The sequence below is a fragment of the Pedobacter sp. AC190 genome (genome assembly GCF_979258025.1).
The window spans coordinates 1,214,175-1,231,657 of sequence record NZ_OZ409824.1; the positions used below are offsets into that span (position 1 = coordinate 1,214,175).

The 17,483-nt window shown below is 35.6% G+C and carries 14 protein-coding genes; 7 read left to right on the forward strand and 7 right to left on the reverse strand.

The window, feature by feature from the left end; genetic code table 11:
* Positions 1 to 70 precede the first annotated feature (70 nt).
* Positions 71 to 760 (forward strand): ABC transporter ATP-binding protein, encoded by a 690-nt coding sequence (locus ACZZZI_RS05295; RefSeq protein WP_463488868.1) that lies wholly within the window; start codon positions 71 to 73, stop codon positions 758 to 760.
* Positions 753 to 3,299, forward strand: coding sequence for an ABC transporter permease (locus tag ACZZZI_RS05300; protein WP_463488869.1), 2,547 nt, complete (start codon positions 753 to 755; stop codon positions 3,297 to 3,299). Before ACZZZI_RS05295 ends, ACZZZI_RS05300 begins: the two co-directional genes overlap by 8 nt.
* A gap of 14 nt (positions 3,300 to 3,313) precedes the next feature.
* On the opposite strand, the gene ACZZZI_RS05305 is transcribed toward ACZZZI_RS05300, so the two are convergent.
* The 4 genes from ACZZZI_RS05305 to ACZZZI_RS05320 all read right to left on the reverse strand — a co-directional run bounded on the left by ACZZZI_RS05305 (position 3,314) and on the right by ACZZZI_RS05320 (position 8,853).
* Positions 3,314 to 3,637, reverse strand: coding sequence for a hypothetical protein (locus ACZZZI_RS05305; RefSeq protein WP_344765299.1), 324 nt, complete (start codon positions 3,635 to 3,637; stop codon positions 3,314 to 3,316).
* Between the two features lie 354 nt (positions 3,638 to 3,991).
* Positions 3,992 to 6,445, reverse strand: coding sequence for a TonB-dependent receptor (locus ACZZZI_RS05310; RefSeq protein WP_463488870.1), 2,454 nt, complete (start codon positions 6,443 to 6,445; stop codon positions 3,992 to 3,994).
* Positions 6,446 to 6,482: 37 nt separating this feature from the next.
* On the reverse strand, positions 6,483 to 8,432 hold the full coding sequence (locus tag ACZZZI_RS05315) for a M56 family metallopeptidase (protein ID WP_463488871.1): 1,950 nt from the start codon (positions 8,430 to 8,432) through the stop codon (positions 6,483 to 6,485).
* 28 nt (positions 8,433 to 8,460) lie between these two features.
* Entirely contained in the window at positions 8,461 to 8,853 is a 393-nt protein-coding gene (locus ACZZZI_RS05320; RefSeq protein WP_316763256.1) for a BlaI/MecI/CopY family transcriptional regulator, read from the reverse strand.
* Positions 8,854 to 8,981: 128 nt separating this feature from the next.
* On the opposite strand from ACZZZI_RS05320, the gene ACZZZI_RS05325 reads away from it, so the two are divergent.
* Both ACZZZI_RS05325 and ACZZZI_RS05330 read left to right on the forward strand, forming a co-directional pair.
* Positions 8,982 to 10,004 (forward strand): glycosyltransferase family 2 protein, encoded by a 1,023-nt coding sequence (locus ACZZZI_RS05325; RefSeq protein ID WP_463488872.1) that lies wholly within the window; start codon positions 8,982 to 8,984, stop codon positions 10,002 to 10,004.
* 90 nt (positions 10,005 to 10,094) lie between these two features.
* Positions 10,095 to 11,462 (forward strand): hypothetical protein, encoded by a 1,368-nt coding sequence (locus tag ACZZZI_RS05330; RefSeq protein WP_316763262.1) that lies wholly within the window; start codon positions 10,095 to 10,097, stop codon positions 11,460 to 11,462.
* 289 nt (positions 11,463 to 11,751) lie between these two features.
* Here the strand turns inward: ACZZZI_RS05330 and ACZZZI_RS05335 are convergent, their stop codons facing one another.
* Positions 11,752 to 12,609, reverse strand: coding sequence for an NAD(P)-dependent oxidoreductase (locus tag ACZZZI_RS05335; RefSeq protein WP_424059701.1), 858 nt, complete (start codon positions 12,607 to 12,609; stop codon positions 11,752 to 11,754).
* A 98-nt stretch (positions 12,610 to 12,707) separates the two neighbouring features.
* On the opposite strand from ACZZZI_RS05335, the gene ACZZZI_RS05340 reads away from it, so the two are divergent.
* Positions 12,708 to 13,808 (forward strand): DNA alkylation repair protein, encoded by a 1,101-nt coding sequence (locus ACZZZI_RS05340; RefSeq protein ID WP_463488873.1) that lies wholly within the window; start codon positions 12,708 to 12,710, stop codon positions 13,806 to 13,808.
* Here the strand turns inward: ACZZZI_RS05340 and ACZZZI_RS05345 are convergent.
* On the reverse strand, positions 13,800 to 14,726 hold the full coding sequence (locus tag ACZZZI_RS05345; RefSeq protein ID WP_344765312.1) for an AraC family transcriptional regulator: 927 nt from the start codon (positions 14,724 to 14,726) through the stop codon (positions 13,800 to 13,802). The two genes, ACZZZI_RS05340 and ACZZZI_RS05345, sit on opposite strands and share 9 nt — an antisense overlap.
* 154 nt (positions 14,727 to 14,880) lie before the next feature.
* Between ACZZZI_RS05345 and ACZZZI_RS05350 the strand changes: the two genes are divergently transcribed.
* Positions 14,881 to 16,386 carry an aldehyde dehydrogenase family protein gene (locus ACZZZI_RS05350; RefSeq protein WP_344765314.1) on the forward strand — a complete coding sequence of 502 codons (1,506 nt, stop codon included), beginning with the start codon at positions 14,881 to 14,883 and terminating at the stop codon, positions 16,384 to 16,386.
* A gap of 64 nt (positions 16,387 to 16,450) precedes the next feature.
* Positions 16,451 to 16,828: a DUF779 domain-containing protein gene (locus ACZZZI_RS05355; RefSeq protein ID WP_344765316.1), complete on the forward strand. Its 378-nt coding sequence runs from the start codon at positions 16,451 to 16,453 to the stop codon at positions 16,826 to 16,828.
* Between the two features lie 189 nt (positions 16,829 to 17,017).
* Here ACZZZI_RS05355 and ACZZZI_RS05360 read toward each other — a convergent pair whose 3' ends face one another.
* Positions 17,018 to 17,212: a hypothetical protein gene (locus tag ACZZZI_RS05360; RefSeq protein WP_463488874.1), complete on the reverse strand. Its 195-nt coding sequence runs from the start codon at positions 17,210 to 17,212 to the stop codon at positions 17,018 to 17,020.
* Between the last annotated feature and the right edge of the window lie 271 nt (positions 17,213 to 17,483).

Genomic DNA, 17,483 nt, shown 5'->3' on the forward strand with positions numbered 1-17,483 from the left:
ATTATCTTTAACGGATAAGGCTGCATTATGTTTTAATACAAATTACCTAAAAAATTAAATTATTTAGCCATTGGAAAGCATACTAAACATTCGAAATGTAAGTAAAATATATCAAAGTGCAGGTCGCGAGTTAACTGTGTTAAATAACATTAACTGCTCTGTTTCATCAGGTTCTACCTTGGCCATAACGGGCCCTTCTGGGAGTGGAAAAACCACTTTACTTGGTTTGTGTGCAGGTTTAGACCGAGCAAGTTCGGGCACAGTTGAACTTAATGGTATTGTTTTAGATCATTTATCAGAAGACGAGCGTGCAGCAGTTAGAAACCGTTATGTGGGCTTCATTTTTCAGAACTTCCAGTTATTACCAACTTTAACCGCTTTAGAAAATGTAATGGTTCCACTTGAGTTGAGAGGAGCTAAAAACATAAAAGCACATGCGATGGAATTGTTAGATAAAGTGGGTTTGGCAGATAGAGGTCATCACTATCCTGTACAATTATCTGGCGGCGAGCAGCAACGAGTTTCGTTAGCGAGGGCATTTTCTAATACACCTACCCTTTTATTTGCTGATGAACCTACAGGAAACCTGGATGCTGAAACCAGTGAAAAGATTATCAAATTGCTTTTCGATTTAAACAAGGATGCAGGTACTACTTTAGTAATTGTAACCCACGACCCAGAGTTGGCAGCCAGAACCAATCGTGTTATTAAAATGAAAGGCGGCTTAATTATCGCTGACGAAAATCCAAGTTATGTTTAAAAGTTCTGTTCCTAAGCAAAGTGTTCCACTTTCGTGGCTTTTTAAAATGGCCTGGCGGGATAGTCGCAAAAACCGCTCTCGTTTGCTTTTATTTATATCTTCCATTATTTTAGGTATAGCCGCTTTAGTTGCGGTTTATTCTTTTAAAGATAATTTACAAAGGGATATTGATAAGCAGGCTAAAGAACTTACGGGAGCCGATTTAATTGTAGAAAGTAGGAAAGCAGTTAGTAATAAGCGACTAAAAATGCTTAAAACTATTGGCGAAGAGCGAGCTACTGAAAACACTTTTGCTTCGATGGTTTATTTTGTAAAAGGTGGCGGAAGTCGTTTGGTACAAATGAAAGCTCTTGAAGGAAATTATCCTTTCTATGGTTCTATTGAAACCACTCCCACTTCCGCAGCGAAGAGTTTCTCTAGTGGAAGAGAAGCTTTAGTAGATAAAACTTTAATGCTTCAATTTAATGCAAAAACTGGCGATTCGATTAAGGTTGGCGATTTAAGCTTTAAAATCGCTGGTATTTTAGACAAAGCACCAGGCCAAACAGGCATCTCATCGAGCATTGCACCCATTGTATATATTCCATTAAAGTATCTCGACAGAACAGGTTTGGTTAAAGCAGGAAGTCGCATTAATTACAAATATTATTACAAGTTCGACAATCCTGCTGGTTTGGAAGCGGCTGTAAAAAAACTTCAACCTAAACTAGATCAGGAAGGCTTGGATTTAGATACGGTTGCTGATCGAAAAGAGCAAACAGGACGTTCTTTTAGAGATTTAAACCGCTTTTTAGCGCTTACTGGTTTTATTGCCTTATTACTTGGTTGCGTAGGCGTAGGCAGTGCAATTCATGTTTATATACAAGAAAAACTTGGGGCAATTGCAACCTTACGCTGCATGGGCTTAAAAGCTTGGGATGCCTTTTTAATTTATCTGATACAGGTTTCCTTTATCGGACTGATTGCAGCACTAATCGGTTCCGTTCTAGGCACTTTAATCCAGTTTCTATTACCGATAGTTTTAAAGGATTTTCTTCCTTTTGAAATTACGATGCAAATTTCGTGGTCGGCTATTGGCCAGGGATTGTTATTGGGTCTGATTATCTCAGTATTGTTTGCACTACCGTCTTTACTTTCGGTTAGAAGAATTTCTCCGCTTAATGCTATTCGGGCTACCTTTGAAGGAAATAGCAATAAAAAATTCGACTTACTTAAAGGGTTAGTTTTTTTCTTGATGGTGGTTTTCATTGTTGGCTTTACTTACCTTCAAATGAAGGGATGGATACAAGCCCTGGCTTTTACAGCAGGAATTTTTATAGCATTTCTACTGTTAATGGCTTTCTCTGGCATATTAATGTTTTTGGTACGCAAGTTAATGCCTGCGTCATTGAGTTATTTGTGGCGTCAGGGTTTTGCAAATTTATACCGCCCCAACAATCAAACTTTAATGCTTACGGTTTCTATTGGTTTATCTACCGCATTTATCTGTACATTGTTTTTTGTGCAGGGCATCCTGATTAAACGAGTTACACTTTCTTCTGGTTCGAGCCAGCCAAATATGGTTTTGTTTGATATTCAAGGCACTCAAAAAAATGAGGTTAATAATCTTGCTAAATCTTACAAGTTACCACTGATGAATCAGGTTCCAGTAATTACCATGCGTATTGAGGAAATTAATGGCAAAAAAGCGGGTGCTGATAGTACAAATAAAAGAGCTTTTAGAAATGAAATCCGTGCAACTTATCAGGATACTTTAACCGCAGCAGAGAAAATTGTTGATGGTAAATGGATTAATAAAGTAAGTGGTACTAACGAGGTTGTCTACATTTCACTGGATCAGAATTTCGCCAGAAGCATTAAGGTAAAACTGAATGACAAGATTGTTTTTAATGTACAAGGAATGCTTTTGCCTACTGTTGTAGGCAGTTTGCGTGAGGTAAACTGGAGCAGGATGCAAACAAATTTCAGGGTCGTTTTTCCATCTGGTGTTTTAGAGCAGGCACCTCAATTTCATGTTTTAATGACCAGAGTACCAAACAGCGAAACATCAGCAAGTTTTCAGGGTGCTGTGGTTCGTAAATTTCCAAATATTTCGGTTATTGATTTGGGGCTTGCATTAAAACTTTTGGATGAGTTACTTGGAAAGATAAGCTTTGTAATTCAGTTTATGGCTGGCTTTAGTATGATAACTGGATGGATTGTTTTAATATCTGCTGTGTTAACGAGTAAAAACCAACGCATTAAGGAAAGTATTTTACTACGAACGATGGGTGCCAGCCGAAATCAGATTCTGGCTATAAATGCAATAGAATACTTTTTCTTAGGACTTTTCGCCGCAGCTGCTGGATTAATACTTGCTTTAAGTGGCAGCTGGGCTTTGGCCAGATTTAGTTTCGATGCTTCATTTATTCCACCACTTTTACCAACGCTTCTGTTATTTGGCAGCGTGGTTTTATTGGTTGTAATTACAGGCGTGTTAAGCAGTAGAAGTATTTTAAACAAACCACCACTACAAATATTAAGGAACGAAGGAAACTAGAAGGTTCATCTTTTTTAACGATGAACCCTAATTGGATTATAAGCAATAATATATTCCGAGTTATCGTGTTTTATGCCTAAATCGTTAATTGGTTCTGCAGCGAAAGCAGGCGTACGATTTAATACGACCTTAACCATTTCTGATAATCTAGTTAAAAACGCAGCTTCTATTTGTGTAGAAACTGTAGGGTAATACTTTTGCTCAATTTCTGCTTTCTCTTGCGCATTGGCTATGGTTAATTTCCAGTTTTCGTCTTTTTTGAAGCCGTGTTCTTTTGTTGCGCTGTTTAAAGCAAAGGCATACATTTTTGCCTGAAATTCTATTGTTTGATTTTCCATAATGATAATTAACCACAGGCTTCGAATTTATAGCCCATGCTTTTGTTTAATCCTGATTTTTAAAGAAAATCTTGTGTTAAAAAAGCAAGCTGTTTGCCGCCCTATCAGATTTAATTTTTTGGTCGGGAGAATGCGACCTTATTGTGATTTTTCCAAATTTACTTAAAATAAACGGCTTATTAGATAGGAAGGTTAAAGAGAAGAATTCGAGGAGAAAAGATTAAAGCTGAAAAATTAATTTCGAAACTAAAATTATGCTTCAAATTCAATTCAATCTAGAATAGAAGAAATACTTGTTCTAGATTGAATTGAATAACTTAAGCAATTATGCAAACAGTGAAGATCAACAAATATTTAATTCTTCACTCTATTCTTCTCTGCATCGGCACCAGAAGACTCGTGTTTTGCAGGAGTAGAAAAAGCTTTACCAAAACGATAGCTATAGCTTAAAATAAAACTTCTCGAATCTTGGCGGTTTGTCCAATTTGCTTCGGTTGCCGCAAGATTATTAATCACGCCAACAAATACCCTATTGCGAAAAATATCAGAAGCCGATAGTTTTAAGGTGCTTTTTGGTGATAGTTTTTTCTGTACGGCTGCGCCGAACTCGTGTACTTCTCCAATTAGAAATTGCACACTAGAGAATTTAGTTTGGTAGCGAAAATTAGCTTCGGCATTCCAGGTTGGACTTATTTTAAACTGAAGATTTGGGTTGGTTCGGAAATAACTTCCGCGGGTAACGAGGTAACCAGTGTAAAAATCAGTTTTAGATACAATGCTAGCAAACTCCATGTATATATGCGTGCTTAACCATTTGCTTAAGTTTAAATCGGCATTTACAGAAATATTTTTAACAGTTCCCTTACCAATATTAGCAGGCCTGCTATAATAAGTTCCGTTAATTATTTCAATGGTTTCGCTTACATCATCATTTATCCAGCTGTAGCCAAGTATTGTGGTAACTTTACTTTTAAAAGTATGAGAAAGCTCTACACTTTGGGTAAAGGCAGGTCGCAAAAATGGATTACCAACATAATAAGTAAACTTATCTAACGGAGAATAAAATGGGTTTAAATCCTGATAATAAGGTCTATCTATACGGCGGCCATAATTTAAACCAACTTGATTGTTAGCAGCAGTATCTAATTTATAAGAAAGATAAACGGTGGGAAAGAAGCCATTATAAGTTCGTTTAAAAGCAGAATCGGGTTTAACTAAATTGCCAAGTTGGTGCCCGTCGGAAACTGTAGTTTCGAACCTTAGCCCCGCCTGTAAAGATAGTTTTTTACCTTCCATGCTCATATTGATATAAGCGGCGTTTATGTTTTCCTTATATACAAACTGGTTGGTTTTATCGTAATCGACAACAGTTTTATTGTTTGCCGTATAAAGGTAATTTGCTCCATTATTGGTTTTGGTATAACTGGTTTTTAATCCCGCTTCGAGTTTCCAAAATTTGTTAATCGGTTTTGTATAATCAGTTTTAGCAGTATAAATATCAATATTCGAAGGTAAATCGCCTGTCAGTAAATCCTGCGACTTAAGCTGCATATTCGGAAAATAGCTATAGTTAAAATAATGTTGATCGGTTTGATTTTTATAGGTTAAATAATCGGCATCGAATGTAATATCTCCAGCTTCTTTTCCAAATTTATGCCTGTAATTTAAATTAAAGGCCGCATTTTTATAGTTGATGTTATCGGTATTTATAGCTTTAATTATAGAATCGGGTTGCTTTACGGCATTTAGCAAATTACTGGTATTATTATTTACCTGTTCTGAAACACGGCTCATGCCAGTAAATACAAAACCCCAGGTTGTTTTTTCATTTTGATAAAAATCTACACCTGCTTTGGCATTAAAGGTATTTCCATGCCTTCTGAAATAGGAGTTTTGGTTAAAGAAATATTTAGGCGAATTATCGGCATTTTTATACGTTCGGTTTAAATCTAAATCGGTAAAGCTGTTGTTAAGGTTGTAGCTTAAATTACCAAATACATTTATTTTGTTTTTGCGGTAGTTAAAATTGGCGCTGTTATTCGAGCGCGTTAACTGGCCCTGGTTAATGCTTAGGTTAATCCCGCCATTAAAGCCTGCTACTTTATTCTTTTTGGTTTTAATATTAATTACACCCGCGTTTCCAGCTGCATCATATTTGGCAGGAGGATTTGTCATCAATTCAATTTGTTCTAATGAGGAAGATGGGAGCGAACGCAGGTAGCTTTCTAAATCTGAACCTGAAAGATAAGTTGGTTTATCATCAATAAATATATTTACACCACTTTTACCCTTAAGACTAATTGCTCCATTTTGATCGACATTTACACCTGGCGATTTAGAAAGCACATCTAAAGCCGTGGTTCCTGCATTCGATATAAGTGCATCAACATTAACCACCATTCTATCGATTTTTTGCTCCACGAAAGCTTTTTTACCACTTACATTAACTTCATTTAGATTTGTTTCCGTTCCAATAAGCTTAATATCGTTCAAATTTACTTCAGAATTTGAAGCACTCAAATCGATAAGCTGACTTCTATAAACCGAATAACCCATTGATGAAATACGCAACTGGTATTTGCCATAATTAATTCCATTGAAACTAAAGCTTCCATCAGCTTCGCTAAAAGTTGTTTTTAGCAGAGTGGAATCTTTAGAGTTATAAAGGGCAACTGTGGCAAATTCTAATTTATTGGTAGCATGATCTAAAATGCGACCGTAAATTTTTGTTCCAGGCTGCTGTGCCTGAGCGAAATTAAAGGCAATACATATCCATAAGGCTAAAAAAGCCAGTTTTTTTGATTTCATAAATGCGAGAAAGAATTTTAGATTAAGCCAGCTTTACTTAGTTCGAATTGGTTTCATACTTGTAAAGTAAAGCAGTATTCTCTCTTTGCAAATATTTGTTTTTATACTTTTGATGATAGCTTTCGTTTTGCCTGACATCGTTGATTATTAAACTGTTTTTATCGAGTTTGTAAGATAGTTTTTTATCATTTTTGATAATTCCATCTTTAAGCAAATCTTTAATAATATTTTTATAATCATGCTCGTCGGCATCGGTACTGGTTACCGATTCAACCGTTCTTTGTGTACCTGTTTTACTTGTAGTTTTGGAATTGCTTCGATTTTGATTATTAGATTTTGGAATAGATATGGCAGGCGGTAGCGCTACATGAACAGGATTTAAAACTGTCAAAGATGCATTAATTGGAATAACAGGCGTTATCGGCGTTATTGGATCCATTGGTGTTGCGGTTACAGGACTTAAAGGTACAGGTGGAATAGGTGTTGTTGGTGGAAGAGTATTAAAATTCCTATTGGCGTCGTTACTATAGTTTTCGTTTGCATTATACCGTTTTGATTGCTGTTGATATTTATCAGATTCTGCCTGATATTTTTTAGCCTCTAAATCATAACGTTTCTGTTCAGCGTTATATCGCTTTTGTTCGTTTTTGTATCTAACCTGTTCAGCGTTATAGCGTTTCTGATCAGCATCGTATCTTTTTTGTTCTTGCTTATACCTCTCGTCTTGTTCTTTAGCATCCATTTCAGCCTTAATTGCATTAGCTTGTTGCTCTTGCTTTAAATTTATCTCATCCTCCATGCTTAGCTGATCTATATTAACATCTTTTTTGGCTACACTTTTTTCTTTTTTGGCTTTTTGTATCGCCGCCTTCTTTTTTAGTGTATCCTGAAAGTTTTGTTCTTGTAATATGGCTGACGTAATTGAAATAGGTTTTCTATTTGATTCAGTAACGTTTTTAAATGCGGCAGAACCTATTACAACAGATACCAGTGCGATAGTTAATATTGTTTTTTCCATTTTATTTAAAGTGGTTTTAGTATCGAATAACATACGGCTGATGCGCTGAAAAAGATGGTTTTTTTTCCCCGTTATAGCCATTGCAAATCTTGGTGCGTTTAACTGAAATTCCTGACAGGTAATTAGAGCTTTTACATAATTCCTTTTATCATCCATATGCAAAACGGCTAAATCATCGCAACAGTTTTCTCGTTCATTTCTAATTAATTTTGAAACCCATAACACCGCTGGATTGAAAAAGAACACAATTTCGATAAAGCTCTGGAGTAAGTTTATAAGGTAATCTCTTCGTTTGATATGTGCCAGTTCGTGGCAAAGAATGGCTTCAACCTCCGAATCGGATAAACCATTTAACAAACCCAAAGGAATTAAAACCAGCGGCTTAATGTACCCAACTGCCATTGGCACCTGAGCAATACCTGATTGCAGTAAGCTTACGGTTTGTTTAACACCCATCCTGTTTGCCAGTACACCTATTTTTTCATCCCATCGGTTACCTGCCGCATATACTTTAGTACTACGGAGATGATAAACACCATTTAGGCCAACAAAAAGTTGAATGCTTTTAGCGCAGATTATTAAAAACCAAACCAGTACAATTTGCGCTGCGTAGGTATTCCAAACTGCTAATAAATTATTTACGCCCGAAAGCATGTTATCTTGCAAAACAGCTACCGATGGAGATATTTGGGCAGGCACATTGGCAGTTGCTACAATTAAGTTTGTATCTGTTGCACCATCCTGAAGCCCTAAAGATTTACAAAAAATAACTGTTGTTGCTATAACGAATAAAAGTAAACTACCAGTTAATAGATTATATCTTAATGAAGCAGCTGCTTTACGGGTAGAAAACATAATTACCGCAACTAATAGCGATAACAATATACCCAGCCATAATGAGTGAAATAAGGTTGCCCCGAAAGCATGAAGCCAGTTTGAAGGCAAAAATCTTGTTAAATTAAATTCCATAATGTGGTACGTTTAAGGATTTATATTTTTAATTTTCTAGCTTATCTAGTAATCTTTTTATTTCTTCAATATCTTCTTTCGAAGTTTTTTGGTTACCCAATAATTGCATTACTAAGGATGAGGCCGATCCTTTGTAAAGCGTGTTAACAAACCTATCAAGTAATTGATCTTTAGTTTTCGACTCGGCTTCTACTGGTATATAGATGTGTTTCATCTGGCTTTCGTCGCGTTTTAAAATTCCTTTTTCAGTAAGGATTTGCATTTGTTTTAAGGTAGAAGTATAATTTACCTCACGTTGCTCGTTTAATTTGTCATTAACGAAGCGAACAGTAGATGGTCCGAATTCCCATAAAACCTGTAGAATTTCCAGTTCGGCTTTAGTTGGTTCGGGCAAATTATTTTCGGATTTAATACTTTTCATGAACCAAAGGTACGATAGTTTTCGTACGAAACAAATATTATGATTATTTTTTTTTACAGCTTGCACATTATTAGATAATTGACCTATATTTAGAGCAAAATCATCTACTATATCAAAATTAATCTCTTGTGAAAATATCGCTCATAATCCCAACTTTAAATAGGGCAACTATGCTTGCCCGAACTTTACTAAGTATTGAAAGGCAAATTACAGATACCGATTTCGAAGTTATTGTTGTTGATAATGGCTCAACCGATTCTACAAAAAAAGTATGCGAATCATTTAATGAGTCTGTAAATAATTTAATTTATTTTTACGATGATGAGCCTGGTTTATTAACTGGTCGCCACAAAGGAATTGAATTATCAACAGGAAAAATTCTTTGCTTTTTGGACGATGATGTCGAATTAAACGATAAATACATTCAGGGAGTTTTTGATGTTTTTAGCACAGACTCAGAGGTACATTTTGCAACTGGCCCATGTTTGCCAGAATATGAAGTTACACCTCCTTACTGGTTAGATTATTTTTGGGTTTATATTAACCAAGGAAAATATTGTTTCTGGCTAAGTTTGTTAGATTTAGGTGATCAAAAATTAACTATCGATCCAAATTTGGTGTTTGGCTTAAATTTCTGTGTTCGAAAAGAAACTGTGTTAAAACTAGGAGGGTTTCATCCCGATTCGTTTCCAACAAAGTTACAAAAATACCAAGGAGATGGTGAAACAGGACTTACAATGAAAGCCGTTGAAAGTAATTTAACAGCAATTTATGTTCCTAATTTGTTGCTTAAACATTATGTAAATAAAGAAAGATTAACGTTAGATTACTTTGAAAAAAGATCCTATTTTGAAGGCGTTGCTAACTCTTTTACCGATCTCAGAATTTCTTCTACCCAAAATACCGTTAATAAATCATTGTTACAGGTTTTGAAAGATAAAATCTGGCCATATTATTATCTTCTAAAGATTTCGCTAAAATCGATCAAAAGCAAAGCTATTCCCAAAGAAGTTAAAGAGATGAAAAAACTTCTTGACATTCAAAATAAGGCTGGTTACAACTTTCATCAAAATGAATTTAAAAATGATGAACAGATTAGGAAATGGGTTTTACGCAGCAGTTTTTGGGATTATAAATTACCACCTTTATAATTATATAAATCTTTACTAAAATGGTATAAAGTTTAAACCCTAATATCTTCGAAGTTTGCGTCAGTTTATTTACCCATACAAACTGAAATTATGAATAAGGCGTTTAAATCATTATTGCTTTTATCTCTTGTAGGTTCTTTTACAGCAAAAGCGCAACATGAAATGCACATGTCTGCGCAAAAAGATACCTTAAAAGGCAAAGCTGATACCACAATAAAAAGCACAGACCATTCGATGCACAACATGAACACGGTCACCCCGATGAGTCATGCTTACTCTTTAAATCTTCCTATGAGCAGAAATGGTTCTGGCACCTCGTGGTTGCCCGATGCTGCTCCGATGTATGGCTTAATGCTTCATTCAAAAAAGTGGATGTACATGTTACATGGAAACGTTGCATTACGTTACACCAAGCAGGATATCGGCAGTAAAGGCAGTAGAGGTGGCGAAAAATTTGATGCCCCGAACTGGTTTATGGCTATGGGGCAACGTAAAGTTGGCGAAAAAGGACTATTTCATTTTGGCGCCATGTTATCTTTAGATCGTTTTACTGAAGGCGGAAACGGTTATCCCCTACTTTTTCAAACTGGCGAAAGCTGGAAAGGAAATCCTTTGGTCGACCGACAACATCCTCATGATCTATTTTCCGAACTTTCGGTTGCCTATACTTATTCCTTTTCTAAAAAAACTGATCTTACTTTCTACCTAGGTTACCCAGGCGAGCCTGCTTTGGGTTCGGTAGCTTTTATGCACCGTCCTTCGGCTTTGGCTAATCCAGATGCACCTATTTCGCACCACTGGAATGACGGGACACACATTACCTTTGGCGTGGCAACCATTGGCTTCAGATATGACAAATTTAAGGTCGAAGCTTCATCATTTACTGGTAGAGAGCCTGATGAAAACCGTTTCGACTTTGATAAACCAAGATTTGATTCTTATTCTGCTCGATTATCTTATAATCCAAATAAAAACTGGGCGTTACAGGTTTCTCATGGATGGATTAAAAGCCCAGAAAGTTTACATTCAAACGAAAACGTAGAGCGAACCATTGCTTCGGCAATTTATGCCTTACCGCTTGGCGATGAGCAAAATTTTAATGCTACAGTTTTGTGGGGATTAAATAAAACCAAAGGACATGAAGGCGAAAATGCAGCTTTGCTCGAGGCAGCTTATCGCGTAAAAAAACTTTCGGCTTATAGTCGGTATGAATGGGTTCAGAAATCGACTGAGGAATTAAATTTAAACGAGAATATTTACGGCACTAACCTTTTTGGCGTAAATGCATTAACTCTCGGCTTAAATTACGACGTATTAAATCTGAAAAAATTTAAAGGAGCTCTTGGTGCTCAGGCTTCATTATACAACACTAACAATGCATTAAACCCGCTTTACGGAAAGAACCCAATTGGCGGTCAGATTTTCTTTAGAATATACCCTGCATTAATGAAAATGTAGATTCTAACTTTCGATCGCTGGTATTAAAGTGTAAAAAATTCTTGCTCCTTAGCAGGAACATACTTTTCTTTTCCACATTTAAGGCAAACATACTTGTTGAAATAAGCGTACTTTAAGATACTAAATTTGATAATTTTAGTTGAAAAAACATCTTGATATTCGTGATGACACAAAAGTGTTGCGAACATATTTTTCATAATACATCGATTTACTAGTACTAAGTAAAAAACTTTATGCTTAGCAATTTCTAATGAATCGATGTATTGTTAAAATGTGTCGTTAAATGCTCTTATTTTTCTTTTAAAGCTTTTAAAACCGCTATAATATCTTCATTGCCATATTTATTTTCGGCATTTTGAAATGTTGCTAAAGCCGCATTGGCCAACGGGGCAGAAAGCCCTTCTGCTTTAGCTAATTTTAAATCTTTTACAATATGTTTAAGCGCAAATGCTGCTGAATAATTATCTGCAACAATGGCGTCGCCTTTAATTTTACCAAAAATATTACCTATTGCACTGTTACCAATCAGGGTTAATAAATCTTCGGTATTAATTTGATTAGCCTGCGCAAAAAGAACAGTTTCGGCTAAACCCTGTGCATGCAACGCCAATAAAGAGTTTATTGCCAGTTTTGCGCTATTTCCTGCGCCATTATCTCCTACCCGCATCGAAAGCTTACCTAATTTCTCAAAAACAGGTTTTACTTTTTCAAAGGCATTTTCTTCACCACCAACCATAATTACCAATGTGCCAGTTTCAGCTTGCTTAACACTTCCTGATACGGGCGCATCGAGATAAGCATTTCCTTTCCTTACGCACAAAGCGGCCATTTCTTTACTAATACCTGGCGAAACCGTACTCATATTAACGATGATTTTTCCTGTAGATTCATTGGCAAACAATCCATTTTCAGCAGTAAAAATCTGTTTTACAGCTTCATCGTCAGACACCATTAGAAATACCAAATCGCATTCGGCTAATAAAGATGATGGCGTTGAGGCAACTTCTACACCTCTTGCCTTTAAACTGTCTTCTTTATCTTTACTTCGGTTGTAAACACTAAGTGCATATCCTGCGTTAATTAATTGTTCTGCCATTGGAATGCCCATTTTACCAAGACCAATCCACCCTATTTTTAAGTTCTGCATAAGGCAAATATCAGTAATCTGAATCGTAATCAAAATGTGCAAAAGCTTTTTATTAAGCGCTAAAAATTATCATTTAATTTGTGTTTCAATTTTGATGTATGAGTTACCTTCTAAAAGACCTTTATTCTCCTTTATTTTACGACAAATTATCGTCAGTTTTAGGGAAAACTATTCCTGCTTTTGACGAACAAAAATTCATCAGACTAATTTATGTTCCCGAATTTGATGCGAAGGAACTAAAGGAAAGAATGAAGCATACAACAAGAGTTTTAAATAATTTTATGCCTGCCGATTATGCAGAAAGCGTAAAACTGATTGAAAAAATAATTGCACAGTTAAGAATGGAAAGAATTGGCGAAGATTCTTTGCCTTATATGTTCATTCCCGATTACATCGAAACCTATGGTTTAAACGATTTTGAAAATTCGGTTAAGGCGTTGGAATTCACTACACAATTCACCAGCTGTGAGTTCGCGGTTCGTCCTTTTATTTTAAAATACGAACTGGATATGATTAGCGAAATGCAGAAATGGTCGAAACACGAAAACCACAAAGTGAGGAGATTGGCCAGCGAAGGAAGCCGACCACGCTTACCTTGGGCAATGGGAATTCCGCTTTTAAAGAAAGATCCATCATCAATACTGCCAATATTAGAAAACCTAAAGTGTGATGACTCTGAATATTTAAGAAGAAGTGTAGCAAATAGTATTAACGATATTGCGAAAGACCACCCTTCAATAGTTTTGGATCTAGCAAGCCGATGGTCGGGATTGAGCAAAGAAACCGATGCAATTGTAAAACATGGCAGTCGAACCCTTTTAAAACAAGGTCATGCAGAAATTTTAAAACATTATGGTTTAGATGATAAGGGAATTCATTTATCAGATTTTAAAGTTTTAACACCAGAAGTTAAAATCGGAGCGAATTTAGAGTTTTCCTTTTCTATTGAAAACACAAACGAAACCGAGCAAAAAGTAAGATTAGAATATGCCATTTACTATATGAAACAAAATGGCCAACTTGCTAAAAAAGTATTTAAAGTTTCTGAAAGACCTTATCCACCAGGAACGAAAATTAATGTTAACCGTAAACAGAAATTTGTATTGATAACAACCAGAAAGTTTTACTTGGGCAAACACCAAATTTCTATCATTATTAACGGAATAGAAAAAGACATTTCAATTTTTGAATTAGTGTAAAACAGAACTTAGAATTTTAGCTTGATAAGTTCCTGGTGTAATACCTTCGAGTTTTTTAAATGCTCGAATAAAATAATTGGCATCGCTAAAACCAAGTTCATAACTCACCGAAGTAATTTTAGCTGCTGGGTTTGCAAGCAATTCTTTGGCTTTGCTAATCTTTTCTGTTAAAATAAAATCGTTCGGACTAATACCCAGCTCTCTCTTAAAAAGTCGATAAAAAGTTGCACGGCTCATACAAGCCTTATCGGTTAAACCATCAATATTTATTTTTTCATTCAGATTTGATTTAATGTAATCGATAATATAAGCCATTGGATTTTGGTTAATATTATCGGGCGCATTATTCAACGCATATAAATTCTGGCTCTGCATAATCCTAACCAGCAATTCTTTTAATGTTAAATCGGCTAGCACATCTTTCTCAACCGATTTCTCCGAACAAATTTTAACAACCTTGTTAATCAGATAGGCAATTTCCTGATTATTTTGAAAATGGTATTGATCATAGTTCAGCACCCATTTATCTACCGTTCCTTCTTTCGGAAAAAACTCGTTTAAATAATTTATTGTTTTTTTTATCTGATCCTGATCAATAGCTAACGCAATGCATTGTGTTGGATTTTGATCTGTTGCTTCTGGAAAATCTATTTTCATTGTAACCGATGCAGGAACAATTACGGTTTGACCTGGATTATATTCAAAACCTTGCTTATCAAACAAATGCATAACCTTCTTTCCCCTTAGCATACTTGTAATTACAAAATCGTTAAAAGTTAATGGAACCATATAAGAGCGGGTATAAGTTTCAAAAACGTTTAATTCACAGCGTTCTAAAGTATAAGATGTTCTGTTTTCAACAAGCGTTTGTAAACTTTCCGTTTTGCTTAAGCTAACGGTATCTAATATATGTTGCATATCAATCTGGTTAGATTATTTACTTGATATTCAAATATAAGTCTATTTCGACAAGGTTACAAAGTCTGAAACAATAATGCTATCACTTGCTACGATTTCACTATCTATCGGCTGGCCTTTGGCCTTAGGTTTGTATTAACCAAATCTCATAATCATGGAAAATTTAATAAGCAAACCTAGCTTTAAAACCCATTACGATAATTTTATAGGCGGTAAATTTGTAGCGCCAGTAAAGGGAGTTTACTTCGATAACATTTCTCCTATCGATGGAAAAGTATTCACAAAAGCTGCCCGATCAAGCAAAGAAGACGTAGAGCTTGCGCTCGATGCCGCACATGAGGCTTTCAAAACCTGGAGCAAAAGTGCACCTACTTACCGCAGTAACATCTTATTAAAAATCGCTCAAAAAATCGAAGATAATTTAGAATATTTAGCTACGGTAGAAACCATTGATAATGGAAAAGCTGTCCGCGAAACATTAGCTGCTGACTTACCTTTAGTTGTTGATCACTTCAGGTATTTTGCTGGCGTAATAAGAGGCGATGAGGGAAGTATCTCTGAACATGACGAGCATACCGTAAGTATTGCTTTACACGAACCAATCGGTGTAGTGGCTCAAATTATACCATGGAATTTTCCTTTACTTATGGCAACCTGGAAAATTGCACCTGCCCTGGCTGCTGGCTGCTGTACCGTTGTAAAACCCGCTGAGCAAACTCCAGTGTCAATTATTATTTTAATGGAATTAATAGGCGATTTATTGCCTCCAGGTGTGCTAAATATTGTTAACGGCTATGGTATCGAAGTGGGTAAGCCTTTAGCTACTTCATCAAGAATTTCGAAAGTTGCCTTTACTGGAAGTACAACATCGGGGAGATTAATTATGCAATACGCAGCAGAAAATATTATTCCCTCTACGATGGAACTGGGCGGTAAATCGCCGAATATTTTCTTTGAATCTGTTGCCGATGCGGATGATGAATTTTTTGACAAAGCCATAGAAGGTGCTGTAATGTTTGCTTTAAATCAAGGAGAGATTTGTACTTGCCCTTCTCGTTTACTAATCCAGGAGAGTATTTACGATAAATTTATTGCTAAAGTAATTGAGCGCACTAAAGCTATTAAAACCCTACATCCGTTGGATAGAACAGGCATGATGGGTGCACAAACTTCGAACGAGCAGTATCAAAAAATACTTTCTTACTTAAAAATAGGCAAAGAAGAAGGCGCAGAAGTATTAGTTGGTGGCGAAGCAAATAAACTGGAAGGTGATTTATCTACTGGCTATTATATCGAACCAACCATTTTAAAAGGGCACAACAAAATGAGGGTTTTCCAGGAAGAAATTTTTGGGCCTGTTGTTTGTGTAACTACTTTTAAAACTGTTGATGAAGCAATAGAAATCGCAAATGATACGCTGTATGGTTTAGGTGCAGGTGTTTGGACGAGAGATGCACACGAGCTTTATCAAGTTCCAAGAGCGATTCAGGCGGGCCGTGTTTGGGTTAACCAATACCACGCTTATCCTGCACATGCACCGTTCGGTGGTTACAAAAAATCTGGCTTTGGTCGTGAGAATCATAAAATGATGTTAGACCATTATCGCAGTACTAAAAACATGTTAATTTCTTACGATAAAAATAAATTAGGTTTCTTTTAGGTCTGGGTTTATTAGGGATATCACGATTGTGATATCCTACTTTAAATATTTAAATTTAAAAAACATGACTAAAAGAATATTAGTAACTGAAAAAGCAGCTGAGGTTATAAAAAAACTTCAGACTGAATACGGACCATTAATGTTTCATCAAAGTGGTGGTTGTTGCGAAGGCTCTTATCCGCACTGTTTCGAAAAAGGTGGTTTTCTAATTGGCTCGAATGATGTTTGTATCGGCGAAATAGAAGGTTGTAAGTTTTATATGGCAGGCGATCAGTTTGAGTATTGGAAACACACCCAACTTACCTTAGATGCGATGGAAGGTAGAGCCGCAAGTTTTTCTTTAGAATCGACACTGGATGTTGGCTTTTTTATTGATTCTAGATTATTTACCGATAACGAACTTAAAGATTTAGAACCTTTAATTACCGAGGAAGAAGTTTAAAAAATCTCTGCTAAATTTAGAAGGGTAAACCGTATCTGGTATTTCTATGCTGATACTTGGGTTATATAGCCTTTATAGGTTTTCCAATCGCTATTTATTGTTTCTTCGGTCATCAATAAAATAATAATACCTTCTTCAAGTCCCTCTGGAGTCCAGTTATTTTTATATTTTCTTGCTTTGTAAACTTCTTTACCCCAACGAAAAAATGTATAAATTACTATCGGCAAATTGTTCTAATCCAAAAATTTCGAAACTGTGATTTAATTCTTTACTTTTTTGAACAAATAAATTCGGTATTAAAATCTCCGCTTCTTTTACTTTAACGTAAACGTTTGTAGCATCAACATAATAACGTGTTCCTTCATTTTCAGAAAAAGCAGACATTTTAATCATTAGTTTTTACCTGTTTTGAATATTTTAATTATTGCCCTAATAACATTTACAATTAATTAGCTTGGTTCTATTGATACAAAGGAACATACAATGCGTAAATAACTGCGATAATCCCTATACTCGAAAACACGCAAATTGACTTAGGTATCTGATATAAAGATTATTACGTGTATTTCGAAAAATCACAAAAAAACAAAAAAACCACCATGAAAATTCATGGTGGCTAAATACTATTCATTGATGGTCTGCTATCTCAAATCAA